Below are 25,503 nucleotides of genomic sequence, written 5' to 3'. Positions count from 1 at the left end.
TAACCACACAGAATCAACTATCCGACTCGGCAAGATGGCTCAATGGGACCTCTAAGATTACTTGCGACAAGTTACTATTAAGCCAAGACCAATAAATAGAAAAACGGTCTCCAAACCAGCAACCTTTCGTATGATGACCGGGGCGTTATACCGCCCCGCCCCTCACTCTTCCTTACGCCGCACGAAGATCGACAACGCCGCCAGTCCGCCGGAGCCCGCCATCAATAACAGAGACACCGCATTCAACACCGGCGTTGAACCCTCCCGCAGGCGGTCGAACATGGCGATGGTCAGAGGCGCGTCCGATCCCACCAGCATCAGAGTGGTGTTGAAGTTTTCGAAGGACATCAGAAAACTGACGATACCGGCGCCGACCAGCGCTGGTTTCAGGAACGGCAGCGTAATGGTGCGCAGCACGTCAAAATGGGACGCCCCCAGATTCAGCGCCGCCTCTTCCAGACTGACGTCGAACTTGCGTAGGCGCGCGGAGATCACCAGAGTCGCGATAGTCGTGATGAACGCAAACTGCCCTATCACCACCAGAACCAGCCCCGGACGGAGTGCTTCCAGATCATAGGAAAAGGTTTCCTCCACCCAGTTGGCGATGCTGCTGCTGAACACCAGCACAGACACCCCCAGAATCACTCCAGGAATCACCAGTGGCGTCAGCATCAACACATACAGCAGATTTTTACCGGGAAAGTCATGTCGCTCAAACAGGAATGCGTTACAGGTGGCCAGCGCCAGGCTGACGACAGTGGTGCACACCGCCACCTGCAAACTTACCAGGATGCTTTCCAGCAGTTCAGTATCGTGAAAGATGCCGAGCTGGGGCGATTTTTCTCCCAGAAACCAGCCCAGCGTCGCGCCTTTCCAGGGCATCGCCGGAAACAGGGAATCGTTAAACGCAAACACCGCCACCACCGTCAGCGGGGCAGCCAGATAAACAAAAAACGCCGCCACATAGGCGTGATAAGCGCCGCGAAAATAGCGACTGGACGGAATTGAGGCCAGCATAAAAAGGCTCCTTAGCTCATCACTTTGGTGAAGGACTGCCGCGACAGACGCAACCCAATCCAGACAATCAACGAAGACAGGATCAGCAGCAATATTCCGAAAGCGGAACCCTGCTCCCAGTTAAATCGAGTAATGAACTGGGTGTAGATCTGTTCGGTGAACCAAAGGCTGTCTTTACCGCCCAGCAGGGTTGGCGTCAGGTAATTGCCCAGGGTGAGCATGAACACCACGATACATCCGCTGACGATTCCCGGCGCAGCATGGGGAATCACCACATCGCGCATGACCCGCCAATGACTGGCGCCCAGGTCGTAGGCGGCCTCAATCAGACTGTCGTCGAGGCTGTCCAGCGTCGATACCAGCGGCACTACCATAAACAGCATGGAGGTATACACCAGCCCGACCATAATGGTGGCGTCCTGATAAAGCATCTCCACCGGGCCATCCACCCAGCCCAGCCATTGCAGCAGGGAACTGAGCACGCCGGTTTCCCGCAACAGGATCATCCAACCGTAGGTTCGCACCAGTTCGCTGACCCAGAACGGCACCAGACACAACAGAAACAGCAATGGCCGCAGTCTGCCTCGCGCCACCTTGGCGATGTAGAAGGAAATCGGAAATGCGATCAGCAGCGTCAAAGCGGTCGCCATGATCGACATCACCGCCGTACGCATGAAGGTGCGCCAATACAGGGGCTCCGTAAAAAAGGCGGTGTAATTGCTCCAGCTGAACGCATAGGTCCCGGCGGACACACGTTCACGCAGAGAGATCATCGCCATGTCCACATGAGGCAGCGCAATCAGCAGCGTCAGCCACAATAGAATCGGCGTTAGCAGCAACGCCAGTCCGAATTTGAAGTGTTGGGGTTTCATGGCGCCCCCTACACTGGAAAACAGCTACATTGGCCAGCCGCCCAGGACAACAGCACTCGCTGCCCTTTGCCAATATTGTGGAACATTGGCGTTTGCGGCAGCGCCACAGAAATAGACTCGCTGCTGTGATCCAGGCTCACCTGCACCTGACTGCGGGCGCCATCGAACAACACCGCGTCCACCATACCGCTGAAGCAGTTTTCGCCTCCGCGGCCAGCTCCCGCATCGCCGTGAGACGATGCTGAGGCTAACTCAATTTTCACCGCCTCAGGCCGTAAGTAGACTTGCGCCTCCTGTCCCTGCTGCAGATTTTCCAGCGCGCCCTCCACACGAAACTGCAGCCCGCTCGCCGTGCGAATCGCCGCACCATCTGAGTCACGGCTGACCAAGGTTCCGCGCCAGCAGTTGCTATCGCCGACAAAGCTGGCGACAAAGGCCGTATCAGGCTGATAATACAGTTCCTGCGGCGTGCCGACTTGCTCAAAACGCCCTTTGTTCATCACCGCAATATGGTCGGACATCACCAGCGCTTCGGATTGGTCATGGGTGATATAAACAAAGGTGGTGCCGAACTTTTCCTGCAGGTGTTTCAGCTCTACTTTCATCTGTTCGCGCAATTTCAGGTCGAGCGCGCCCAGCGGTTCATCCAGCAGCAAGACGTCCGGTTTCAGCACCAGACAGCGAGCAATGGCGATACGCTGTTTTTGTCCGCCCGACAACTGGTCAATACGCTTGCCGCCGGAATCCGGCAATCCAACCCGCGCCAGCATATCCTTCACCGCCGTCTCAATCTCATGACGCGGCGCTTTTCTTCGCCGTAAACCATAAGCCACGTTTTCCGCCACCGTCATATTGGGGAACAGCGCCAGGTGCTGAAACACCATATTCACCGGTCGCTTGTTCGGCGGCGTATCCAACACCGAGCGCCCCTTGATGAGGATATCCCCCGCATCAGGCTGCTGAAAACCCGCCAGCATGCGCAACAAAGTGGTCTTGCCGCACCCGGAAGGGCCGAGGATGGAAAAAAAACTGCCTTGAGGTATTTGGAAGGAGACGTCGTTCACTGCGGTAAAAGCGGCGAAATTCTTGCGGACGTTGCGACACTCAAGGTCGAAGGAAGTCGTGACTGGATCGGACATAGGCGTACTTACACACTGAAGTTGGTCGGCGCATGGCGACAGCGGGCGCGCCCAACGACCATGTCATCAACCGGGCTCGCCTTTGTCGACCTCGCCAGAAAAAAAGCAACCCGCCACGATACAAACGCATCGTGGCGGGAGTTTTGTTATGACGATAGAGTAACGGAAGTTACAGTCTGGCGGCTTTCACCCGATCCAGAACTTTGCCTTCCATCTCTTCCAACCCGGGAGGAACCGGTGGATACCATTTGATGTTATCCACGGCTTGCGCGGAAAAGCTTTCCTGGAACTGCTTCTTGAGGGTGGCGTTGACATATTCGTCGCTGCCTTTGGATGCCGTGAAGTTGCCGGCGGATTCGGTGATTTTCGCCGCGATTTCCGGACGCATCACGAAATTGATCCACTTATAGGCGGCGTCTTCCGCTTTGGTTTTACGCGGCAGCGCAAAGGTGTCGATCCAGCCCAACGCTCCAGATTTCGGCGCTACGAAAGTGACGTCCGGTATTTCGCTGTTCAGTTTCCAGCCGCCGGAATCCCAGGCCATGGCCGCTTTGACTTCGCCGGAGCGAATCAAGTTGAGCAGGTCGTCGCCGCCGCTCCAGTAGGTTTTTACCGCGCCTTTGCAGGAAATCAGCTTTTCTTCGACTTTATTCAGAATGGCCTGGTATTTGTTTTTATCGCTGTAAGCGGAGAACGGGTCCTCGCCCATTGCGAAGGCGAATCCGATCAGCGTTGGACGCTTCAGGCGGTAGGACACGTCGCCGTTCAGGCCGGCGGCGCAAAGGTCGGTGTAGTCCGCCACCGCAGGCGCGCTTTTACGGTTGACGATCAGGCCGCTGGTGCCCCAGACGTGAGGAACGCCGTACACTTTGCCGTCCAGCTGCGTGTTCTTGCGGGTCGCTTCCAGCATGGAGGGAATGAATTTGTCAGCGTCGATTTTAGACAGGTCGATGGGTTTGTAGATGTTGAAGTCCGCCTGGGCGCTGGTGACGCGATCCTGGCTCGGCTGCGCCAGATCGAATCCGGAGCCGCCGGTGGCGCGCATTTTGGAGATCATATCTTCATTGTTGGATTTGGTGACTTCCACGTCGATGCCGGTTTCCTTCTCGAACTGCGCCACCACTTCATCCGGAGCATAACCGCCCCAGGTCAGCAATCGTAAAGTTTCAGCATTGGCGACACTACTTGCCAAAGCGCCGATTAATAACGTCAGGGATGCTCTCTTAAATACTTTCTTCATGATCTTTCCTTATTTCCCAGTAAAGCGCGGGACAAAAGACCCCGTCGCCGATTCAGGTCAGCAAACCACGTCAACCTAACAGTGTCATATGACTGAAATATGACAATTTATAGATGCTCACCCACTGACGCAATCCCTGAGGAAGCGTGCTAAAATTATACGTTTTGTGATACTGCGATCTTTTATTGATCGCCAACACGATTGTTATGCTCAGCGAAGACTTCGATATTATCAGCGCCCGCCTCGCCGCCGACGCACTCAAACAGGTGCTGGCCGCGCGCACCCACAAGAAAAAAGTGTGGGGCCAGGTGATCGTCAGGCCCGGGCAATTGGGCGACGCGCTGCGCCTTCCCACCATCACCTCCGAATTAAACAGCAAAGTCGCCGTTCGCCGCGAACGCGGTCTGGAAAGTTTTCAGGCGCTTTGGGACACCCTTTCCGAGCATACCCGTCAGGCCGTGCTGCACAGCATCGGCTGGTATGATCCGAAAAATCTCAGCTGGGACGACAAACGCTCTAACCGACGCCCGGTCAACAGCAACGAGACACCGGAAGGCGCCGGCAACAACGACGCAGGATAGTCTCCACCGCACCGCCGGATACTGGCGCCTGAACGCATTTGCGGTTATAAACTTCATGCCGCCGATGCGTCGCTGCATAACCAGAGCGGCGTTTCGATTTCAGATCAGGTTGTCAGGAGCCATTCATGTCCCTCGCCATTGCTTCAACGCCCACGCCCGCCGTCGCCGCGAATATTGCCTCGCCGCTGACCTTGCCCTGCGGAGCCGTGATTCCCAACCGTATCGCCAAATCAGCGATGACTGAGGGACTGGCGGACGGCGATGATCTCCCGACGCTGCAGCATAACCAGCTTTACCAACGTTGGGCGGAAGGCGGAGCCGGACTCCTGATCACCGGTAATGTCATGGTGGATCGCCGCTATCTGGAGCGCAGCGGCAACGTAGTGCTGGAGAATGCCTCCTCCCTCTCCCGCTTTCGTCTGTGGGCGGAGGTGGTCACCGAATGCGACATTCATCTGTGGATGCAGCTCAATCATCCGGGACGACAATGCTCCCGATTCAGCAATAGCAAGCCCGTCGCGCCCTCCGCCGTGCAATTGCGCATGGCGGGTAATTTCGCCATGCCCCGCGCCCTGCCGGGCAGCGAGATCAAAGCGATCATTCGGCGCTTCGGCGTCAGCGCCGCCCTGGCGCGAGAGGCGGGCTTCACCGGCGTGCAGATACACAGCGCCCATGGCTACCTGGGCAGCCAGTTCTTATCGCCCCTGACCAACCAACGCAAAGATGAATGGGGGGGCTGCCTGGAGAATCGCGCCCGCTTTCTGCTGGCGACCGTGGCGGAAGTCAGAGCGCAGGTCGGCGCCGATTTTCCCGTGGCGGTGAAACTGAACTCCGCCGACTTCCAGCAGGGCGGCTTCGCGATTGAAGAATGTGTAGAAGTCGCACGCTGGCTGCAGCAGGCCGGCGTGGATTTACTGGAGCTATCGGGCGGCGCTTACGAGAACCCTGCGTTCCTGGCCACAGAAAGCGACAAGCGTCCCGCCGGAGCATGGCGTCGGGAAGCGTTTTTCCTGGAATACGCGGAAGCGGTCGCCACGCCGTTGATGGTTACAGGCGGCTTCCGCAGCCGTCCCGGCATGAATGACGCCATCGCCGCCGGCGCCACACAGATGATCGGCGTCGCCCGCCCCTTCTGCACAGACCCGGACTTCCCCAGCAAGCTGTTCGCCGGCGCCATCGCCCGGACGCACCCGACAGAGAAAGAGCTGGCCCTGGCCGGCTATTGGGGACCGCAGAGCCCGTCCAAACTAATACGGGCGCTCAACAATCAGGCTCAGGCGGCCTGGTATTATCAGCAGATTCTGCATCTGGCCAACCGCCGTCAACCGGATCTCAACCTGGGACTTATCGGCGCGCTGCGCAGTCACCTGCTGAATGAAATGCGCCACTCGCTGCGCCGCTCAAGGTAACCTGCTTAACCGCTGTAATTTAACGACTTTCAACCGCTTTTCCGATCCAGATCATGGATGAAAGCGGCATATTGGGCTAGATTGTTGTATTAGAGCGACAATAATAACCCCCAATGACAAGCGAGCGTTCAATCCCGGTGCTTTCCAACATACGGTGTCGCAGCGCATCCGTGGCGCCCAAAATTCTCGCCTCTGGAGTGCTCTGTCTCGCGTTGTGCGGCGACGCCCTCGCAGCGCCCAAGCTCTCGGAGGAAACCGTCTCCTATTGGTTGGACGGCGAATTTTCCGTTTCCACTCTCAGCCGGAAAGAGCAGGCTGCTGAACTGGCCTGGTTTCATAAGGCGGCGGAGCCTTTTCGAGGCATGACCATTTATGTGGTGTCAGAAACCATCGACACGCACTGGTATGAAGCCAATATTCTCTCCAAAGCTTTCGAAGACGTCACCGGCATCCGCGTCGTGCATGAGATCACAGGGGAAGACGACCTTGTCCGCAAACTGCTTTCGCAAATCGAAACAGGCATCAATATTTACGACGCCTTCATCAGCGATTCCGATCTGATCGGCGCTCACTATCGCAGCGGCGCTGTCGTCGCGCTCTCCGACTATATCCAGCAGGACGGGGCCGCCGTCACATTGCCAACGCTGGATTTGCAGGACTTCATCGGCCTCAATTTCACCACGGCGCCGGACGGCAAGGTTTATCAGCTACCCGACCAGCAATTCGCCAACCTGTACTGGTATCGCTATGACTGGTTCAACCGCAAAGACCTGCGTGAGCGTTTTCAACGTCTCTACGGCTATGAGTTGGGGGTGCCGGTCAACTGGTCCGCCTACGAGGATATTGCGGAATTCTTCACCGTCCACGTCAAAGAGTTGGACGGCCATCCGGTCTGGGGACACATGGATTACGGCAAAACCGATCCTTCCCTGGGCTGGCGTATCTCCGACGCCTGGCTGTCCATGGCGGGCATGGGGGATCGCGGCATTCCCAACGGCGTTCCCGTGGACGATTGGGGCATCCGGGTGGATGGATGCCGCCCGGTGGGCGCCAGCGTGCAACGAGGCGGGGCGCTGGACAGTCCGGCGGCGAACTACGCTATCCGCAAGTTCGTCGATTGGTTTAAATACGCGCCGCCTCAGGCGGCGAACCTGACATTCACTGAAGCCGGCGGCTGGGTCGGCACGGGACAGATCGCGCAGCAGATATTCTGGTACACCGCCTTCGTCGCCCAGGCCACGCAACCCGGTCTCCCCATCGTCAACGCCGACGGCACGCCCAAATGGCGCATCGCCCCCTCCCCGGTCGGCGCTTACTGGGAGGAAGGCATGAAGTCCGGCTATCAGGACGCAGGTTCCTGGACCCTGCTGAAAAACACCCCCGCAGACCGTCGTCGGGCAGCCTGGCTTTACGCCCAGTTCACCGTATCCAAAACCGTCTCTCTCAAGAAAACTCTGGTGGGGCTGACGCCCATCCGCCTGTCGGACATCAACTCGTCGGTCATGTCGGAGAAGGCTCCCATGCTGGGCGGGCTGGTGGAGTTTTATCGCTCCAACGCCCGCAACTACTGGACGCCGACCGGCTCCAATGTGCCCAATTACGCCAAGTTGTCCCCTTTGTGGTGGAAATATATTTCTCTGGCTCTGGAAGGCGCCCGCCCGGTGGATGAGGTCATGCAGGATCTCGCCCGGGCGATGGACCGAGGCCTGGACGCAGTGGGACGGGAAGAGCCCGGCGTCTGTTCGCCCCGCCTGAACCCAGAGTCCTCCCGCGAATTCTGGCTGAAGGCGCCAGGAGCCCCCAAACCGGAACGCAACGAACATCCTCCTGGAAAGACGTTAAGCTATGAAGAGTCAATCAAAGTCTGGAACTAGTCCCATGACGCGACTGCTGGCCGCTTGCGTAACCTGGGTCCTGCTTCACTCCGTTCCAGCTCTTGCGGAGGGAGAGAAAATTCAAGTGCTGGCGTATGCGCAGCCGCCTTTCATGGAGCTGCGTCATGATCGGCCGGCGGGGCTGGCTATCGACATTCTCAACATGCTGTTCCAGCGCGCGGAGGTGGACTACAGCATTCTGTTTCTGCCGCCGAAGCGCGCCTACGTCACAGCCCTGTCAGAACCCAATAACTGCGTGCTGGCGATCGAACGCAGTCAGGCGCGGGAAGCCTTGTTTCAATGGGTCAGCCCTATTCTCATCACCCGGCACGGCTTCTATTCCAATCAGACGGACAACTACAATATCCGCACGCTGAACGACGCCAAGCCTCTGGTAATAGGCAGCTATCTGGGGAGCGGCGTGGGCGAATATCTGGAGAAGCTGGGGTTCAATGTGGACCTCACTTCCAGTAACGATCTGAACATCCGCAAGTTGCAGCTCAAACGGGTGAACCTGTGGGCCAGCGATACCGTTTCCGCCGCGGTGATCATCAACCAGAGCAACCTTCCCATCAAGCTGGAGCATGTCTTCCTTACCACGCTAAGGGCGATGGGCTGCAACCCGAGTACGTCGCCCACCGTAGTGGAGCGACTACAAAACGAACTCAAGAGGATGTATCAGGACCAGTCCATTCGGCAGCTGTATCGCAACTACCTGGGCCAGGATGCGGACTGGCTGAGCAATTGACGCCGTTTTCAGGCGGCGTCTTCACGTAGGGCTTGTTTGGGACGGAACAGCCGCTTCAGATCTTCGATGACCACGTAGTTCACAGGCACCAGCAACAGCGTCAGGAAGGTGGCGAACAGTATCCCAAAGCCCAGCGACACCGCCATTGGGATCAAAAACTGCGCCTGAGTGGACTTCTCGAACAGCAACGGCATCAATCCAATAAAAGTGGTCAATGACGTCAGCATGACCGGGCGGAAACGGGCCACGCCCGCATTCAGCACCGCAGTCATCAGATTACCGCCGTTCTCCCGATCATTGCGGTGTTTGTTAATGAAATCCACCAGCACCAGACTGTCATTCACCACCACCCCGATCAGCGCCAGCATCCCCAGTAAACTGGTGAGGCTCAGATCCATCCCCATGACCCAATGGCCCAGCACCGCGCCAATGCCGCCGAACGGAATCACCGTCATGACAATCAACGGCTGGACGTAGGATTTGAATGGAATCGCCAACAAGCTGTAGATCATGAACAGCACGAACAGCAGCCCCCATTTAAGACTGCCGAAGGACTCCCTTTGCTCTTTCGCCTCGCCTTCCCAACTGTACTGAATGTCAGGATGTTGCAGCATCAGGTCGTCGAGGAAACGAGTCATGTCTTCCTGCAAGGCCAGCATATTGGTGTTCTGCTTATCGATATCCGCACGCACGTTCATGGTGCGATAGCGGTCTATGCGATAGATCGTGGTGGGGCTCAGGCCCGGCTTGAGTTCAGCGATTTCGCCCAACGGAATCAAGCGCCCGTCAGAGGCGGCGATACGCAGGCTCTGCAAATCGCTGACGGACTGCCGATCGGAGCGTGGGTAGCGCACCATGACGCGCACGTCGTCACGCCCCCGCTGGATACGCTGCACCTGATAACCATAGAACGCCTGACGGATCTGATTGATGACGTCCGACCGGTTCAACCCCAGGGCGTAGGCTTCGGGCTTCAGTTCCACCTGCAGTTCTTCTTTGCCGTCGGACAGGCTGTCGGTAATGTCGAATACCGTGGGATAGCTCGCCAAACGCGCTTTCACCTGCTCTCCCACCGCCTCCAGGGTCTCGAAATTATTACCGGAAAACTGAATGTCGATGGGGTCGGAGACCCGCCCGATCTCCGCACGGAATGTTAACGACTCAGCGCCGGGAACCACGCCAATCAGGCGACGCCACTCATTGACCAGTTCATTGCTGGTGACCGCCGTATCGCGCTCCTCCGGGGCCACAATTTCGAAGATCACTCGCCCGACATGGGAACCGCTAGAGCCGCCGCTGGTGGCCAGCACATCCAGGATCAGGTCTTCTCCAGTCTGCGGATCGCGATACTTCTCCTTGAGCTTGAAGGCGGCGTCCGCCATTTTGGAGACATAGCGATCCGTCACCTCAAAAGGCGTGCCCTGAGGCATGGTCAGCGACGCCCTGGCGATCTCGCTCTGTACTCTGGGGAAGAACACAAAGTTGATCCAGCCGGACGCCACCAACGTGCTCAGCAGAATAAAAGAGCCTACTGCGAACGACAAAAACAGGTAACGATTGCGCAGGGTCCAGTGCAACACCGGGTGATAGTAGCGCAGAATCGCGTTTTCAAATCCGTCCGCGAAGGCGCGCTGCCAGCGCTCCAGGCGCGATCCGGCGTTGGGATCGGGATTGATGCGCACATGCTTCAAGTGTGCGGGCAATATGAGTTTGGACTCGATCAGCGAGAACACGAAAATCGGCAGCACCACCACCACAATCTGCGCAAATAGCTGACCGCGTACGCCTTCGATAAAAGCGATGGGCATAAAGGCGGCCATGGTGGTCAGTACGCCGAACGTAACTGGCGCCGCCACTTCCTGGGTGCCCTGAATCGCCGCCTGCAAGCCGTTTTCCGCACGCCGCAAGTGGGTATAAACGCTCTCGCCGGTGACGATGGCGTCGTCCACGACGATCCCCAGCACCAGAATAAAAGCGAACAGGGTAAAAATGTTAAGGGTGACGCCAAAGTAAGGCATCACCAGGAACGCGCCCATAAATGAGATAGGAATGCCGCAAAAAACCCAGAACGCCACCGACGGCCTCAAGAACAGCGTCAACAGCAGCAACACCAGAATACCGCCCTGAATCGCATTGTCCGTCAGGGTCTGCAGACGCTTTTTCACCAGCTTGGAAAAGTCGCGCCAATAGGTCAGTTCTACTCCAACTGGCAGGCTGCTCTGCTTACGTTCGATATACTCTTTAACCTTGTCGGCGACGCCAATGGCGCTTTGATCTCCCACCCGGAATACATCCACAAACGCCGCCGGCTGGCCGTTGAAACGGGTGAGCACGCGCCCTTCTTCAAACCCGTCAACGACGGCGGCCAGATCTCTGACACGCACGAAACTGCCGTCGCGCTGGGTCAGCACGACGATATCTTCAAAGTCATCGCGACGGTAGGCCTGACCTTTGGAGCGAATCAGCACCTCGCCGCCATCGGTCTGGATATTGCCCGCCGACACGTCCAGGGAGCTTTTACTGATGGCCTGGGCGATGGTTTGCAGCGTAATGCCGTAGCGTTGCAGCGTCGCTTTGGGCACTTCAATGGAGATTTCATAGTTGCGCACGCCATCCAGGGCCACCTGCGTGACGCCGTCCAGGCGCAACATGTCATCGCGCACATGCTCCGCCAGCGTACGGATTTCCGACTCGGGATAGGGCCCGGCGATAGCGACGGTAATCACCTCCCGGGTATGCTGCGCCAGACTGATAACCGGGTTTTCCACATCCCCTGGAAAGGAGTTAATGGAGTCCACCCGGCTTTTCACATCCGCCAGCAGCTCACGGGGATCGTAGTCGCTGTCCACTTCGACCGTGACCGATGCGCTGCCTTCAGAGGAACGGCTGACGATTTGCTCGACGCCCTCCAGGTCCTGCACCGCTTCTTCAATTTTGACGCTGACGCCCTCCTCCACTTCTTCCGGGGTGGCGCCGCGAAGCGAAACGGAAATCGAGATGGTGGAGGGTTCAACAGAGGGGAATACTTCCAACGGCAGACGCTGACTCAATGATCCCAGGCCCAAGGCCAGGATCGTCAGCATCAACAGGTTGGCGGCGACATGATTACGAGCAAACCAGGCGATCACTGCACGTCTCCAGCCGCTGCGTCAGCAGGCTTTTCTCCGTTACGGCGCGCCACCTTTTCCGCTTCGTTCTGCGCGCGTTTGATACGCACGCCGCTATTGACCTGTCCCAGCGGGGTGAGAATCAGTTCGTCGCCTGCCTGCAGCCCTTCGCTGATCAGCGCGGACTTCCCGCTCTGCCAGCCTATCTCAATGCTCTGTCGGTGCAACACCTCCCCTTTGGCGATGTATACATAACTGCCCTGATAAATAGATGAAACGGGCACCACCAGGGCTTCCGGCAAGCGCCTGCCCTGAATTTCCGCACTGACGTACTGACCTATTTTTAAAGGATATCGATTTGTGTCCTGAAGCCCGAATGGGTCATCTATCTGAGCGACCACGTAAAGCTGCTGGGTCGTCGCGTCAATAGCGCCTTCCGTACGCACGATTTTGCCGCGCCATTTTTCTTTTGACCCGGCGAGCTTATTGAAAATCGTCACTTCTGGCGGCTCGCCTCCTCGACGCTGCTCGGGCAGGTCGATAAATCCCAGATCGGTATTGTTCAGTGGCAAACGCACTTCGACATAATCTGTGGCGTAGATTTCCGCCAGTGTGGTCTGCGGCGACACGACTGAACCCAGGTCCACCTGTTTCTTCAGCACTCGGCCTGCATAGGGCGCTTTGATTTCGGTCCGCTCCAGATTGATGCGCGCCTGCGTATGCTGGGCGATCGCCGTTTGCACCCGGGCCTGAGCCGCGGCCAGCTGCGGCTTGCGCAACGCCAGATCCGAGGCGTTTTTGACGCCGCCGATTTTTTCCCAGTCCTTCTTCGCCTGCCGCACTCGCGCCTCTTCCTCCGCCAGCGCCAACTTCGCTTCCGTTACGGCGCCTTCAGCAATGCGCAATTGCACTTGATAGTCCACAGGGTCGATTTTCATCAACACCTCGCCTTTGGCGAAAAAGCCCCCATCACGAAGATTTGGCGACACCTCGATCACCTGACCAGACACCTGGGCGACAATGGCGCTTTGCGTACGCGGTTGCACGATGCCGAACGTGGAAATACGCACTGGAAACACTTCGGTTTTCAGCGTTTGGGTTTCAACGCTGATAGCGGGCTGCGGGTGCTCTTTCTGAGGCTTGGCCTGAGGTTTGAACTCAGTGGCGAGATAAGCAACGCCAACAAACAAGGCTAATACCGCTAACGGCAGGACTTTCTTTAACATCTGACTTCCGGGCAACTGTCTGGTCGAGGGGGACTAGGCCTATTTATACGCCGAGGCGCAAAGCGGCGTCCACCGCGAACGCACAATGGGCGATTAACTTTGGTTAATTAAGTGTAGTGGGTTGGAACTGAATGGGTGATGAACAATGCTTCATGGATATTATGAAGAATCGCAGTGCGGTCTCTGTCAAACCGTAGCAGACTCATAAAAATGACTCTAAGATAAGCTCTTTCGAGGCGAGTTTTAAATTCATATTACTATAAATTGGCGCATTGAATATGATGGATGTTTGGATAGCATTCACAAAAAGCAGACCTTTATCAGGATGCTCCATTGATGTTGATGGTTGTGAATTTTATTTTGCGGAAGTGTACGTGCCTATGGTCTCCGCTGGAGAGTCTCCACCCAACTTTGAAGCTATTCTGAGCAAAGTAAAGAGCGAGCTGTTGGAAAACCGCCTGGAGCTGGCAGACATCTCCGCGCTAATTCGCTATGAGGAAGATCAGTGGGAAATACATAGTGACAGTGAAAATGATGTGAACGCGTTCGCCACGCTAGCGCGGCTTTCAGAATCTATTGTATTCAGTGGGTTTCGCTCAGAAGAAATAGAAGAGCTAACCTCGTACCGCTACTCAATCTCAGATTTGGATTACGACTAAAGAAACAATTAGTCCAACTAACCATTTCCCACTTAACATAATTAAAGCTATAGCATGACGAAAAGACGTATATAATTAAAAGTGCAAAACTCATTTTGCACATCATCATTCTTCTCAACACCACTCACTTTCATAGGACAATGCAGGATTTATCAAGACGTTAGTGCAACCGAAAGAATCAGGAGAATTGCACTTTATCTACTACTAAAACTCCGATTTTATCGGAATACTCTGCAGCAGAAAAACTCCAGAAATTGTAGCAAAAAAATATAGCCAGCTATTCACCATATCTCACGATTTCCTTGATCAGCCAAGTGATAGCCTTATTATTTACCAAGCTTCTTCGCTACATATTTATTCATGCTAACCATTTGTTTGTATTTTCTATTTCTTTCAACTAAGCCCCGAAATTCAGGCCGAAGCATATACCACGCAGAAAGGAGCGAAGGGATTGTGTATAAAATTAGAACAACCAATGCGAAGCGAATCAAATCTTCACTTTGAGTCAACGCCCAAAATACTTGATAGAGCTCCAGTACGCCAAGCAGTATGCAAAAAGCCCCAGCAATATAGACGGACCATTTGTGCAGTTTAACCACCCCTACAATCAGGACGAGTCCTAAAAGTAAAAAAACAGTGCCCACTGTGCTTCCGGCCTTGGATGTCTCCTCAAGTAAAGAAGACAAAATGATTTTGATATTACTCGAAAGTAACATGAAACATAGAAGCATCCACACCGCGATGACGAATATCGGCCAAGGCCGCTTAACCGGCGCAAAGACGTTCTCATCGTCGGATTTCAAATCACTGGAGGGAGTATTATATAAATTATCGGACACGGCTTTATCCACCACGGGCTGCCTGAGACAAGCAGGCATTTTATTGACGGACTTGACCGGTTAAAAGTATTTTTTGTGACAAAACGTTTTCTTTTCCATCAAGAAATAGTTTGCGTTTCGAGTGGGCGGACTCCCTTCCACCTGGTGCTCGGCACTACAAGCAGATGATCATTGAATATCTGGAGAAGTTCGGCACAGCAAAGCGTATAGACATTAACAGACTGCTTTTAGACAAGTTGCCTGATGTTCTGGATGCCACCCAGAAAGATAATAAGGTCAAGAACCTGCTACAGGCCCTGAAACAAGAGGGGCTGATTGAGCCTGAAGGCAAGTCCTGGCGAATGTCTAACAAGTCTTAGTTTAGACATTTGGGTGGCCGATGAGCGACGTGACCATCCGGCAAGGAATAGTCACGACACTCCTATACCGATTAGCCTCCGACAAACCTGAGCGATTCAACAGCATTACATCTCTGTCCATTTGATTCTTTTTTATGCACAGCCGCCGAATAGAAACTCAACAGGGTGCGCCGACTTTACTAATAACCTGGTTGAGTTACTCATCGATAATTGGTCTCGCCCCAGGATACTGAGGCAAGTCATCGCCAATCACGCACCATTTCGCTTTAAATGCGGTATAAATGTGGTCTTTCGGCAAGCGGTCCGGTTCTTCGTCCAGGGTTCCCAGTGCGATGTCGATATAATCGGGGTTACTGAGAAACCGGAAAAATAAACTGGAGCCGCATTGGGGGCAGAAGCCTCGCTCCGCCTTTTCCGATGAGCGGTATACCGCAATGCGGTCTTCACCTGCGGTCCAGGTGAAGTTCGTCATGCTCACCACACCGTAGGTTCCCGTCGCCGCGCCATGGAACTTACGACACTTGGAGCAGTGGCAGTGGGATACGTTTTCTTCAAAGGTCTTTACTTCATATTGCACGGCGCCGCACAGACAACTTCCTTTCATATCCCACTTATCTCCGCATTAATTTAACGTTTACGATGCATTCTCATCTATTTACGTCATTGAGCATCTTATGATGATGTTTCACGTGATCGCGAATGAATGTCTTAATGAAAAAGTAGCTGTGGTCATATCCAGCGCGATAGTTCAGAGTCAGGGGGATGCCCTTCTCCGCACAGGCGGCCTTCAATAGCTCAGGGTTCAACTGTTCCGCCAGAAACTCGTCTTTATCCCCCTGATCCACCAGAATCCCGCTTACTTTCGCTCCGGATTCGATCAACGCCACGGAATCGTAGGCTTTCCAGTCTTCCTGATTGGTTCCCAAATATCCCGCCAGGGCTTTCTTGCCCCAAGGACAGGACATGGGGGCGCAAATCGGCGCCAACGCAGACACAGAACGAAACTTCTCCGGCTGCTTGAGCGCGATCGTCAGTGCGCCGTGCCCGCCCATAGAGTGTCCGAATACGCCAGTGCGCTCCGGGTCCATGGGCAGGTTGTCAGCCACCAGCGAGTAAAGCTCCTCCGTCACGTAGGAGTACATGCGGTAATTAGCGCGCCAGGGCGCTTCCGTCGCATCCACATAAAACCCAGCGCCGGAGCCGAAATCATAGCTGAGGTCTTCTCCGTCCAGGCCGACATTGCGAGGACTGGTGTCAGGCGCCACCACGATAAAGCCATATTCCGCAGCGGCGGACTCCACGTCCGCCTTCTGCACGAAGTTCTGGTCCGTGCAGGTGAGCCCCGATAGCCAGAATAAAGTGGCGCACTTTCCTTCTTCCGCAGCCGCGGGAACAAATACGGAAAAAGTCATCGGACAACCGCAGGTTTCCGAATCGTGCTGATAGCGACGCCAATATCCTCCGTGGCATTTATTTTCCTGAATCAGGTGCATAGGGTTCCTCCCGGTGCGTTAAAAGAGAATGACGGAGCGAATGCTCTTGCCTTCGTGCATGTAATCAAAGGCTTTATTAATGTCGTCCAGGGACAGGCTGTAGGTGACCATCGGGTCTACTTTGATCTCGCCGCTGAGATATTTATCCACGTACCCCGGCAACTGACTGCGCCCTTTCACGCCGCCAAAGGCCGTGCCTTTCCAGGTGCGGCCGGTGACCAATTGGAAAGGCCGGGTTGAGATTTCCTGACCGGCGCCCGCCACGCCAATGATCACCGAGGTTCCCCAGCCTTTATGACAGGACTCCAGCGCCGCGCGCATCAATTGCACATTGCCGACGCATTCAAAGGAATAATCCACGCCGCCGTCGGTCATTTCCACCAGGGCTTCCTGAATTGGCGCTGACAGCTCTTTTGGATTCACGCAGTCCGTAGCGCCCAGGGCTTTCGCCATCTCGAACTTATCCGGGTTGACGTCAACGGCGATGATTCGCCCGGCGTTCGCCATTGCTGCGCCTTGAATGACGCTCAACCCAATGCCGCCTAGACCGAATACCGCAACGGTCGAACCAGGCTCTACTTTCGCCGTGTTCAACACCGCGCCAATGCCAGTGGTGACGCCACAGCCCAACAGACAGACTTTCTCCAAAGGCGCCTTGGGATTGATTTTGGCCAGCGCGATTTCCGGCAGTACGGTGTACTCGGAAAAAGTAGAGGTGCCCATGTAGTGGTAAAGCTGCTTGCCCTGATAGGAGAAGCGCGAAGTGCCATCCGGCATCAGGCCTTTGCCCTGGGTGATCCGAATCGCCTGACAGAGATTGGTTTTGCCGGATGAGCAGAATTTGCACTGCCCGCACTCAGGAATATAAAGAGGAATAACGTGATCGCCCGGCTTAACGGAAGTCACGCCTTCGCCGACCTCCATCACCACGCCGCCGCCTTCATGGCCAAGAATAGCGGGAAAAAGTCCTTCGGGATCATCTCCTGAGAGCGTATAAGCGTCGGTATGGCAGACGCCGGTGGCGACAATCTTGACCAGCACTTCCCCGGCTTTTGGGCCCTGAACGTCCACTTCGACGATTTCGAGCGGCTGGCCGGCGGCGAATGCGACTGCTGCGCGTGATTTCATATTAAGCTCCCTGGGGGTTAAGGTTATGGGTTGTTATGGATTCCAGTGAGACACTATAGGCGCCGCCCGAAGGCATCGCAATGCCCGCAGTCGGCTTCGCAGCTCTCCACCAAAAGGCGTACTTATATGATTCAAAACGGGAATTGTTCGACATTCCTGACGAAGCGCTGACGCATTTCCCTTGCGAGACGTCGAGGCGCAGACGGATACTGAGCGCGACTCAGGACGTCGCGGCCATCATCATGATCCTCACAAGCAAACTGCAACCGCCTCAACTTCCCGCGCAACTTCTGCCTCGGGACGCCTTACAGCAACGACTTGGCGGCATAATAAGAAAGCCGGTCACATTGGTGTCGGCGCCGCCGGGCTTTGGCAAAACCACCGCGCTGGCGCAGTTCCTTCATCGCGAACAGCTTCCCTACCTGTGGTACGCCCTGGACGAACAGGACAACGCCCCCGGCATATTCTGGCGTTATGTATGCGCGGGATTCGAATCCGTCTTCCCTAAAATCGGACCACGCAGCGCGCGCATCCTGTCCGTGGATGACGACGCCTTGAACGCTGTGCGCAGTCTGCTGGACGAGTTGACGCAACTGGGACGCACCTGGCGACGCCCGGAAAGCATGCTGGTGGCGATTGATGATGTGCATTACCTCAACGACCCAGCCTTACTACAGCAGTTGGATTACTTTCTGGATCACCTTCCGCCTTATCTTCATGTGGCTCTGATGAGTCGCACGATACCTGCGCTGCATATACCCCGTCGTCAGGTCCGCGACGGCGTGCTGTTGCTGAATGCGGAACATCTGCGCCTCTCTGAAACCGAAACGCCGCAATTTCTGCAAACCCGCCTGGGGATAAGCCTGGACGCATCGGACATGAAGAAACTGCATCGCCTTACCGAGGGCTGGATCGGCGCATTGCAACTGTATGGTTTGAACCTGCAGTCGCAACCCGCCAATCGGCTGCTGTCGCTAAGCGCGCCGCCGGAGAACGTGGCCGCCTATCTGGCGGAAGAGTGTTTTCAGCAGCAGGACGACTGGGTGCAGACAGGCTTGTTGAATCTGGCCCTGGTTCCCCGTTTTAACCTGCAGCTCGCCAACCAGCTTTGTCCCGGCCTCGACGCCGCCTTGTTGCTGGAAACTTTGTTGAGGCGACAGCTGTTTCTATCCGAAACCAGCGCCGATGGCGCCTGGTATCGCTTCCACGATTTGTTGAGGGATTGGCTGCAATTGCGCAATCAGGACCGTCCGCCCGGAGAACGGCAAGCTCTGCACGGACAGGCCGCACAATGGTACGCAGAGCAAGGTTACTTTTTAGAGGCCATGGAACAATGGACCCTGGCTGGCGACTGGGAGCAAACCGCTTTATGCGCAGGCCGCGCGCTGCCGGAAATTCTGCGTATGGGACATTATCCGCTGGTGGCGCGCCTGCTGGCTAAAATCCCCCAAGAGCAACTGCATCGTTATCCTAAACTCCTGGTCCAGAGGGCGTTTCTACAGTTGACGCGGATGCGTTTCGACGACGTCGAGGCCGACCTGGATCTGGCCGAACGCTATGTGAACGCGATGCTGGAGCAATCCGAGAATCCACACACACTGGCGCAGCTGAAACGCCAATATGGATTGCAGGAATCCGAGTCCGTCAGAGAACTGAAATGCATGATCATTCTCGGCCGCAGCCACATCGCCCGGATGACGGATAGACCCGAGCACGCCACCGAACAGCTTGAGCAAACCCGCGACTTTCTACCGGAACAGGATTCGCCCTTCACCGCCTGGCTGTTTCAGGGGTTGGGCGCGGACGAGTATATCCGCGGCTCGCTGCATGCAGCGCAATATCTGCTGATGCGCGCCCTGCGCAGCAGTCGCAAATATGAAGAGGGCTTCTGCCTGCTCGCCACCCTATCCTGGTTGATCCCTGTGCTTCTGCAACAGGGCAAACTGCAATTCGCCAAAGAGCTGCTGGAGGAACAGCAGTCCTGGCTGGAAAGCCGCCACATGCACTGTTTGCCAAACTGGGGTGCCTTGCACTATCTACGCCTGTTGATTCTGCTTGAGTTAGAACAACCCGAGGCGGCCAATCAGGAGTTGGAGCGCCTGTGGGACGCCACCGACGACCGAGTCATGGCGGTGGACCGGGTGTATCATAAATGGGGCGAGTTCGCCCTGCGTCTGGCTCAGCAAGACTATCAGCAGGCGGAAAAGGCGCTGAATCAGTTGGACGCCTATTTTCAGCAACACTTCACCCAATGGAATTTTGTCGTCCCCAGTCCCGCCACGCTCAAAGTTCTTCTCGACGCATTGTCAGGCAACCCCTTCCCTTTGGCGCAGTGGGCGGCGACTTATGATACCCAGGCGCCCATCGTCAATTTACAACGACAAACCATTGAGCTGATGATGTACGCCCGCATCAGGATTTATCAGCAGGCGGACGAACTGGACCTGCTACTGGATCGTCTCACTCTTATCCAGAAAGCCGGCAATCTGTACTTTTCCATTAATCTACTGGTGCTCTGCTGCCTCAATGAGCAGGCCCAGGCGCGCCCCAGCAGCGCCAGAGAGTTTCTCTCTCAGGCCGTCAACGCCGCAGCGCCTCTCGGCGTGCGCCGTCCCTTCCGGGAAGAAATCAGCTTCCTGCAGCCGCTATTAATGGACATGGCGCGACGCGGACAGGCAGCGACTTTTATCTCAGAAATGATGGCTTATTCCTCTTCTCAGGTCCGCCCGCAATCTGGCCACAGCAAATCTCCGTTATTGGAGGAACTCAGCCAGCGGGAGACCACCATTCTGAATCACCTGTCCGCAGGGCGCAGCAATGAGGAAATCGCACTCGCGTTAAATATCGCCGCCTCCACGGTAAAGACTCACCTGCGCAACATCTACGCCAAATTAGGGGTGCGGCGTCGAACGCAAGCGCTGGCCATCGCAAGGGAAAAAGGCCTGGTGTGAGACGCTGACGGGTTACATCGACGCCAGGGTTTAAGCAGTCTCTCACGGAGATCGTCACCCCTAAATCCAGACAGGGAGTGCGGCCGGCGTCAGTGGCAGCCTGTTCTCTATTCAGAATTGCCTGTATATCGCGCCCTTTGAATTTCATTCATTCGCCGCTGTTACGACACTCTATGTCGTAGCAAAAGGTATCATTTCAGCTCTCTCTGGGAGAGAGTCCCCGTCACTCAATATTCGTTCAACTCACTGAAGATCAAAGGCTTATGCAGTTCAAAGCAATTCTATTCATTGCGGCCTCATCGCTTTGCGCAACAGCGTCGGCGTCTACACTGGCGACGCAAGCCAACGTTGGCGATCAGGCTCAGATCCCGGTTGAAGCCGAGACCCAATTACCAGGTGCGAACCTGCCGATTTACCACGCCAACGCGCAGTCGGCGCCGCAGCCGAATCTGGCAGCGCCAGAACCGGCTTATATCGCGCTCCTGGGGCTGGGAACGATGGCGTTGTTTTTGCGCCGACGCCCCACCCTCTGACGAAAGCCATCAGGCGGCCTGCTTGCCATCGTATGGCTTCGTCTGACGCGCCCCTTGTAACGCCTGCGCCCACCAGACCAGTCGGTCCAACATAATGTCCATGGACGTTTGCGCGCGCGCAGGGGCCAACAGTTCGCCATGCTCATCAAACTGCTCCCAGGCGCTGGCGAAACTGACGGTATCCCTCACAGTCACCGCGTGCAGCTCCGCAAACACCAGACGCAACTGCTCCACCGCCCGCAGGCCGCCGGAAATACCGCCATAGGACACAAACGCCACCGGCTTGGCGCGCCACTCGCTGTTCACGGAGTCAATGACGAACTTCAAGGGCGCAGGATAGCCGTGGTTATATTCCGGCGTCACGATGACGAACGCATCCGCCAGTCCCACGCGATGACATAAGGCTTCGACCTCAGGAGGACGCTCACGCTGATGATAGGGAGGCAGCGCCAGTTCCGCCGGGTCGATCATATCCAGATTCAGCCCCTGACGACCAAGAATGCGCCCGCCAGCCCAGCGCGCCACTTTGTCGCAGAAGCGCCCTTCCCGAGTGCTGCCATAGATCAACGCCACGTTAATATCACCGCCCATAAATCATTACTCCAAAGAGGTTGTTATCAAGTCTGCGGCAGTGTAAAACCTCAACTTAACTTTAGGTCAAGAGGTATTTTCATGGCGAAGCTCAACGCCAATAACGCTTACAAAGAGCTCAGCGTCGGCGAAGTGGCGAAACGCAGCGGCGTCGCCGTTTCCACCCTGCATTTCTACGAATCCAAAGGATTGCTGAAGAGCAGTCGCAACTCCGGCAATCAGCGTCGTTATCCAAGAGGCGTCCTGCGAAGAGTGGCGATCATCAAGGTGGCGCAACGTACCGGCGTGCCCTTGTCTGCGATCAAAGAGGCTTTATCCACCCTGCCCGAAGGTCGCGCGCCCAGCGCGGCGGACTGGCGACGCTTATCAGAACAATGGAAACAAGTGCTAAATGACCGGATACGCAAACTCACCCAGTTAAGGGATCAGCTGGATGACTGCATTGGTTGCGGCTGTCTGTCGATGGAGGATTGCCCGTTGCGCAATCCCTGGGACGAGTTGGCCGCGCAGGGCCCAGGGCCGCGTTTGTTAGAGCAGGATTGACCCCGGCTGACGCCGGGGGGGATAAGATTATTTATCGGCGTTGAAGGTCAGGGACGTTCGTGTAAAAACCAGCGGCGGGTTTTCATCAGCGAACGGGCGTGATCACGCAGGAGAACCCCCGCCAGCGCCGTGGTGCAAGGCGCCAGCGCTTCCTGTTCAAAGGCCAGATCGAAGGATTCAAAAATATCCTTTGGCCCCGACTTGGCGTTGAATTGCAGCATGGTGCCGTAATGGGCCACCAGCTCTGCGCCGTACTTGTCATGCCAGTGCCGCAACATGGCGATAGAGGCTTCCGACCCCACATTCTCGGCGCCATACCAATGCATATACGCAAGCGCTTCCCAGGGTTTTGTCGTCGGCAACAGTATCAACGCCTGCGCCTGACCCTGAGGCTCGTACCAGTCGATATGGTCGCAGTACTCAGGCTCCAGCACATCGCTGGCGCCTGAGTATTGAATCTCCCACTCCAACATCCAGCGCTCGAATTCAAAGTAGCTGGTGATCCGCTTCTCGGCGATCAACTTATTGATTTCATCCAGAGAAGGCACTTTGCCAAAACGCTCTTTGGTATGGCCGATGCTGTACTCGAAATTCTCCTCCAGATCTTCGGAGTACAGGCGATTATGGGCCGCCAGGACCGCCTGTATGTCAGCCATCTCCGCGCCGGCGCAGATCGCCTGCGGCGAGAGATCCCGATCCGCTCCCGACGGCTCCCACCCATAAGGACGACGCATAAACGCATCCTCGTTGAGCACCGCCTCGCGCCAGCTGCCTGCGTCATTCAACCAGCATGCATGCAACACCGGCCACATGCCGGTCTGCTCGGAAATAGAACGAAATTCCGCCCACAAATCCATCGCCTCTCCGGCGGTAATTTCAACAGCGAAGGCCTTCCGTGCAACGCCCGGCACATCCATCATCACGACTTCATGCTCGTCATAACCGATCCCACTGAGAATCTCACATAACTGGTCTTCGGTTTCTAACATTGCGCAACCTTCCTTCACATCTAACAGGTTCTATATGTGGCCGACTTTTTTCTCATATCTTGAGTTTAGTAGCAGGAAAACTTTAAACCAAACCCCAGCAGACAATCCTATGTAAACGATTGTGTAATCTGCGCCATACCGCAGCCGGACAATCCCCACGGGATATACTGTATTTAAAGCCAAGTCGTTGTAGAAGAATTTATAGTATCGCCCCGTTCCAAAGAAGCCTTGGCGGGAGACTCTCATGAAGTTAATGGAAGGGTCCCGATTCAAAGCATTGGATGCAATACGCGGTATCGCCGCACTGGCAGTGGTGTTCTTTCACCTGTATGTAAACCTGTGGCGCGAGCTAGACTGGTTGCCCGAGCCCATACGCTTGATGCTGAACTACGGTTATCTTGGCGTATCGACTTTTTTTGTACTGAGCGGCTTCGTCATCGCACACAGCACCCGCTGCGAAGGCGCAGACTTTCGCTACATGGGAAGGTTCGCTCTGCGCCGCGCGATTCGCCTTGATCCCCCCTACTGGGCTTCAATCGTCATCACGATTGTGCTGGCGCTACTGGTGCAAAGAGTCTTCCAGGTCGCGCAGATTTACCCGTCAGCAGAAAGTGTCATCGCCCATATTTTTTATCTGCAATACTTCCTGGGATATCCACCAGTCATCTCGGAGGTTTACTGGACCCTTTGCATTGAAGTCCAGCTCTATCTGTTTTTAGTTCTCGTGTATGTTCTGCTCAACAAGCTCAAGGCATGGCGCAATTTCGACATAATGCGATGGAGCTTGCTGTTTATGTTCGCCATTGGCGTGATATCCGCGTTGCAAACACATAAAGCAGCGCCGGAGTTAATAAAGGGATTGTTTCTGCCTTACTGGCATTATTTCTTCCTTGGCGTTTCAGCTTATTACGCCTTAAGTGGCGTGACTTGGATGAAATACCTGTTCTTTGCATTCGTTGGCATTGAAGTCGCACTCCAAGCCGGCGCCAGTTTGAACGGGTATGTCATAGTGGGCGTCGCCAGCGTCGCAGTCATATACGGCCTTGGCCTTCTGGGCTGGTTGACAACAGGTCTGGCGCAATGGCCGCTGCAGTACCTCGGAAAAATATCTTACAGCCTCTACCTGGTTCACTCCGACATCGGCTGGAAAGCCATCTCTTTCGGCAAGCGACTATTGGAAGATCAAGTCATAACGCCGCTATTATCCACGCTTCTGTTTTTACTTGGACTGATCGCCAGCCTTGTCGCCGCCCAGCTCTTGTATTGGATTGTGGAGAGACCTTCAATAAAAGCAGCTTCAAAGTTGAATAAGCACTCCGCAGAGCCTTATCCACAAGATCGAAATATAATCACTTCATAAAAAATATAAATGCATTAAAAGAAGGAACTTTTAAAAATATCTAGGGATCCTCTGAAAAACGTTGGCGAGGCCGCCAAGGCAAAGAAAAAATCGACGAAAAAGCGTAGTTTATCGTGAATAAATGAGCATTTTGAGCCGACTTTTGACGCCGCAATGGCTTTTTCAGAGGCTCCCTAGATACCGCACCTTACAAAAAGAGTAAGGTGCGGGCTTAGCCCTGTAGCCGTCTGAAAAAGTATATTTAATGTATCAATTGTTCACATATATAGACTGTAACTTTGTACTCCAGCTGGGGCTGGCGCATCCCGCGTTGTCGATCTCTAACTGAACCTGCTTTCCGGCAATCATTGCAGCCATAGCTGCTGACACCATTTCTTTGGAGCCATACCAGCCAAGGTCGATTCTGTACATATCAGTATCACACAATGATTTTCTATCTGTATATATATATACAGAGGCCAGCCCATTTGACTCAGAGTTATATGGTCTGATTCGTAGAATATTCAATGGCTCTGTTGTTGGCTCCGCCATTGAAACCATAGGCGTCAAAAACATAATAGCAGCACAGAAAAATTTACTTCCTAATGACATTTTCAATCCTTACGCTTACTTTAAAAAATACCTATTAACATCTTCCTTTACGAAAACTTCATCCGCTTAGCCGCCTAATCAGGCCAAAGACAGGATGTCGCCACTTTACATCGACCAGTTCTATTGCAGTTAAATAGAGACAGCTGCCAATAGCCCACAGGCCCATTTCCATGATTTCTTATTGGCCCAAATCTAAGGCGTCTTGACCGTAGAAAAGCACTTTGACTAGCTATAAGATGCGCGAATAATAAAAA

General features: G+C 55.1%; 23 protein-coding genes. 10 read left to right on the top strand and 13 right to left on the bottom strand.

The features are described 5' to 3' along the window. Positions 1 to 162: 162 nt before the first annotated feature. From ONV78_RS27370 to ONV78_RS27355, 4 genes are all read right to left on the bottom strand, one after another. Positions 163 to 1,017 (bottom strand): ABC transporter permease, encoded by an 855-nt coding sequence (locus ONV78_RS27370; protein WP_279507733.1) that lies wholly within the window; start codon positions 1,015 to 1,017, stop codon positions 163 to 165. An 11-nt stretch (positions 1,018 to 1,028) separates the two neighbouring features. Then, complete coding sequence (locus ONV78_RS27365; protein ID WP_216738523.1) at positions 1,029 to 1,889, bottom strand: ABC transporter permease; 861 nt, start codon at positions 1,887 to 1,889, stop codon at positions 1,029 to 1,031. A gap of 8 nt (positions 1,890 to 1,897) precedes the next feature. Then, the gene (locus tag ONV78_RS27360) at positions 1,898 to 3,028 is read right to left on the bottom strand and encodes an ABC transporter ATP-binding protein (protein WP_279507732.1); all 1,131 of its coding nucleotides are present in this window, start codon (positions 3,026 to 3,028) and stop codon (positions 1,898 to 1,900) included. Positions 3,029 to 3,197: 169 nt separating this feature from the next. Then, entirely contained in the window at positions 3,198 to 4,268 is a 1,071-nt protein-coding gene (locus ONV78_RS27355; RefSeq protein WP_279507731.1) for an extracellular solute-binding protein, read from the bottom strand. Positions 4,269 to 4,474: 206 nt separating this feature from the next. Here ONV78_RS27355 and ONV78_RS27350 point away from each other — a divergent pair, with 206 nt between their 5' ends. The 4 genes from ONV78_RS27350 (at position 4,475) to ONV78_RS27335 (ending at position 8,880) form a co-directional block, all read left to right on the top strand. Further along, positions 4,475 to 4,849 (top strand): hypothetical protein, encoded by a 375-nt coding sequence (locus tag ONV78_RS27350; RefSeq protein ID WP_279507730.1) that lies wholly within the window; start codon positions 4,475 to 4,477, stop codon positions 4,847 to 4,849. A 125-nt stretch (positions 4,850 to 4,974) separates the two neighbouring features. Beyond that, positions 4,975 to 6,258 carry an NADH:flavin oxidoreductase/NADH oxidase family protein gene (locus ONV78_RS27345; RefSeq protein WP_279507729.1) on the top strand — a complete coding sequence of 428 codons (1,284 nt, stop codon included), beginning with the start codon at positions 4,975 to 4,977 and terminating at the stop codon, positions 6,256 to 6,258. A 113-nt stretch (positions 6,259 to 6,371) separates the two neighbouring features. Beyond that, entirely contained in the window at positions 6,372 to 8,132 is a 1,761-nt protein-coding gene (locus ONV78_RS27340; protein WP_279507728.1) for an ABC transporter substrate-binding protein, read from the top strand. A 4-nt stretch (positions 8,133 to 8,136) separates the two neighbouring features. Next, positions 8,137 to 8,880 carry a transporter substrate-binding domain-containing protein gene (locus tag ONV78_RS27335; RefSeq protein ID WP_279507727.1) on the top strand — a complete coding sequence of 248 codons (744 nt, stop codon included), beginning with the start codon at positions 8,137 to 8,139 and terminating at the stop codon, positions 8,878 to 8,880. An 8-nt stretch (positions 8,881 to 8,888) separates the two neighbouring features. Here ONV78_RS27335 and ONV78_RS27330 read toward each other — a convergent pair whose 3' ends face one another. Beyond that, positions 8,889 to 12,008 (bottom strand): efflux RND transporter permease subunit, encoded by a 3,120-nt coding sequence (locus tag ONV78_RS27330; protein WP_279507726.1) that lies wholly within the window; start codon positions 12,006 to 12,008, stop codon positions 8,889 to 8,891. After that, positions 12,005 to 13,213, bottom strand: coding sequence for an efflux RND transporter periplasmic adaptor subunit (locus ONV78_RS27325; protein WP_279507724.1), 1,209 nt, complete (start codon positions 13,211 to 13,213; stop codon positions 12,005 to 12,007). Before ONV78_RS27325 ends, ONV78_RS27330 begins: the two co-directional genes overlap by 4 nt. A 278-nt stretch (positions 13,214 to 13,491) precedes the next feature. Here ONV78_RS27325 and ONV78_RS27320 point away from each other — a divergent pair, with 278 nt between their 5' ends. Next, a complete protein-coding gene (locus tag ONV78_RS27320; protein WP_279507723.1) occupies positions 13,492 to 13,872 on the top strand; it encodes a hypothetical protein in 381 nt (126 codons plus the stop codon). A 326-nt stretch (positions 13,873 to 14,198) separates the two neighbouring features. Here the strand turns inward: ONV78_RS27320 and ONV78_RS27315 are convergent, their stop codons facing one another. Continuing rightward, entirely contained in the window at positions 14,199 to 14,723 is a 525-nt protein-coding gene (locus ONV78_RS27315; RefSeq protein WP_279507721.1) for a hypothetical protein, read from the bottom strand. A 98-nt stretch (positions 14,724 to 14,821) separates the two neighbouring features. Between ONV78_RS27315 and ONV78_RS27310 the strand changes: the two genes are divergently transcribed. Beyond that, on the top strand, positions 14,822 to 15,070 hold the full coding sequence (locus ONV78_RS27310; RefSeq protein WP_279507719.1) for a hypothetical protein: 249 nt from the start codon (positions 14,822 to 14,824) through the stop codon (positions 15,068 to 15,070). A gap of 196 nt (positions 15,071 to 15,266) precedes the next feature. On the opposite strand, the gene ONV78_RS27305 is transcribed toward ONV78_RS27310, so the two are convergent. From ONV78_RS27305 to ONV78_RS27295, 3 genes are read right to left on the bottom strand one after another with little or no spacing between them, the layout of a single operon-like run. After that, positions 15,267 to 15,674: a GFA family protein gene (locus tag ONV78_RS27305; RefSeq protein ID WP_279507718.1), complete on the bottom strand. Its 408-nt coding sequence runs from the start codon at positions 15,672 to 15,674 to the stop codon at positions 15,267 to 15,269. A gap of 43 nt (positions 15,675 to 15,717) precedes the next feature. Continuing rightward, entirely contained in the window at positions 15,718 to 16,563 is an 846-nt protein-coding gene (gene fghA / locus ONV78_RS27300; RefSeq protein WP_279507716.1) for an S-formylglutathione hydrolase, read from the bottom strand. An 18-nt stretch (positions 16,564 to 16,581) separates the two neighbouring features. After that, positions 16,582 to 17,691 carry an S-(hydroxymethyl)glutathione dehydrogenase/class III alcohol dehydrogenase gene (locus tag ONV78_RS27295; RefSeq protein WP_279507714.1) on the bottom strand — a complete coding sequence of 370 codons (1,110 nt, stop codon included), beginning with the start codon at positions 17,689 to 17,691 and terminating at the stop codon, positions 16,582 to 16,584. Between the two features lie 80 nt (positions 17,692 to 17,771). On the opposite strand from ONV78_RS27295, the gene ONV78_RS27290 reads away from it, so the two are divergent. Both ONV78_RS27290 and ONV78_RS27285 read left to right on the top strand, forming a co-directional pair. Then, positions 17,772 to 20,642, top strand: coding sequence for a LuxR C-terminal-related transcriptional regulator (locus ONV78_RS27290; protein ID WP_279507712.1), 2,871 nt, complete (start codon positions 17,772 to 17,774; stop codon positions 20,640 to 20,642). Positions 20,643 to 20,905: 263 nt separating this feature from the next. Then, positions 20,906 to 21,175: a PEP-CTERM sorting domain-containing protein gene (locus ONV78_RS27285; protein WP_279507710.1), complete on the top strand. Its 270-nt coding sequence runs from the start codon at positions 20,906 to 20,908 to the stop codon at positions 21,173 to 21,175. A gap of 9 nt (positions 21,176 to 21,184) precedes the next feature. On the opposite strand, the gene ONV78_RS27280 is transcribed toward ONV78_RS27285, so the two are convergent. Beyond that, the gene (locus ONV78_RS27280; RefSeq protein ID WP_279507708.1) at positions 21,185 to 21,766 is read right to left on the bottom strand and encodes an NAD(P)H-dependent oxidoreductase; all 582 of its coding nucleotides are present in this window, start codon (positions 21,764 to 21,766) and stop codon (positions 21,185 to 21,187) included. A gap of 81 nt (positions 21,767 to 21,847) precedes the next feature. Between ONV78_RS27280 and soxR the strand changes: the two genes are divergently transcribed. After that, positions 21,848 to 22,309, top strand: coding sequence for a redox-sensitive transcriptional activator SoxR (gene soxR / locus ONV78_RS27275; protein WP_279507707.1), 462 nt, complete (start codon positions 21,848 to 21,850; stop codon positions 22,307 to 22,309). Positions 22,310 to 22,356: 47 nt separating this feature from the next. Here soxR and ONV78_RS27270 read toward each other — a convergent pair whose 3' ends face one another. Then, positions 22,357 to 23,298 (bottom strand): DUF4253 domain-containing protein, encoded by a 942-nt coding sequence (locus ONV78_RS27270; RefSeq protein WP_279507705.1) that lies wholly within the window; start codon positions 23,296 to 23,298, stop codon positions 22,357 to 22,359. A gap of 244 nt (positions 23,299 to 23,542) precedes the next feature. Here ONV78_RS27270 and ONV78_RS27265 point away from each other — a divergent pair, with 244 nt between their 5' ends. Then, on the top strand, positions 23,543 to 24,658 hold the full coding sequence (locus ONV78_RS27265) for an acyltransferase (RefSeq protein ID WP_279507703.1): 1,116 nt from the start codon (positions 23,543 to 23,545) through the stop codon (positions 24,656 to 24,658). 249 nt (positions 24,659 to 24,907) lie between these two features. On the opposite strand, the gene ONV78_RS27260 is transcribed toward ONV78_RS27265, so the two are convergent. Continuing rightward, positions 24,908 to 25,249, bottom strand: coding sequence for a hypothetical protein (locus ONV78_RS27260; RefSeq protein WP_279507701.1), 342 nt, complete (start codon positions 25,247 to 25,249; stop codon positions 24,908 to 24,910). Between the last annotated feature and the right edge of the window lie 254 nt (positions 25,250 to 25,503).

Origin of the sequence: Hahella sp. CR1, from assembly GCF_029813005.1 — a bacterium.
In the GTDB taxonomy this organism is placed as follows: Bacteria; Pseudomonadota; Gammaproteobacteria; order Pseudomonadales; family Oleiphilaceae; genus Hahella.
Note: the sequence above shows the minus strand (reverse complement) of the source record. Positions and strands in the feature narration are given on the sequence as shown.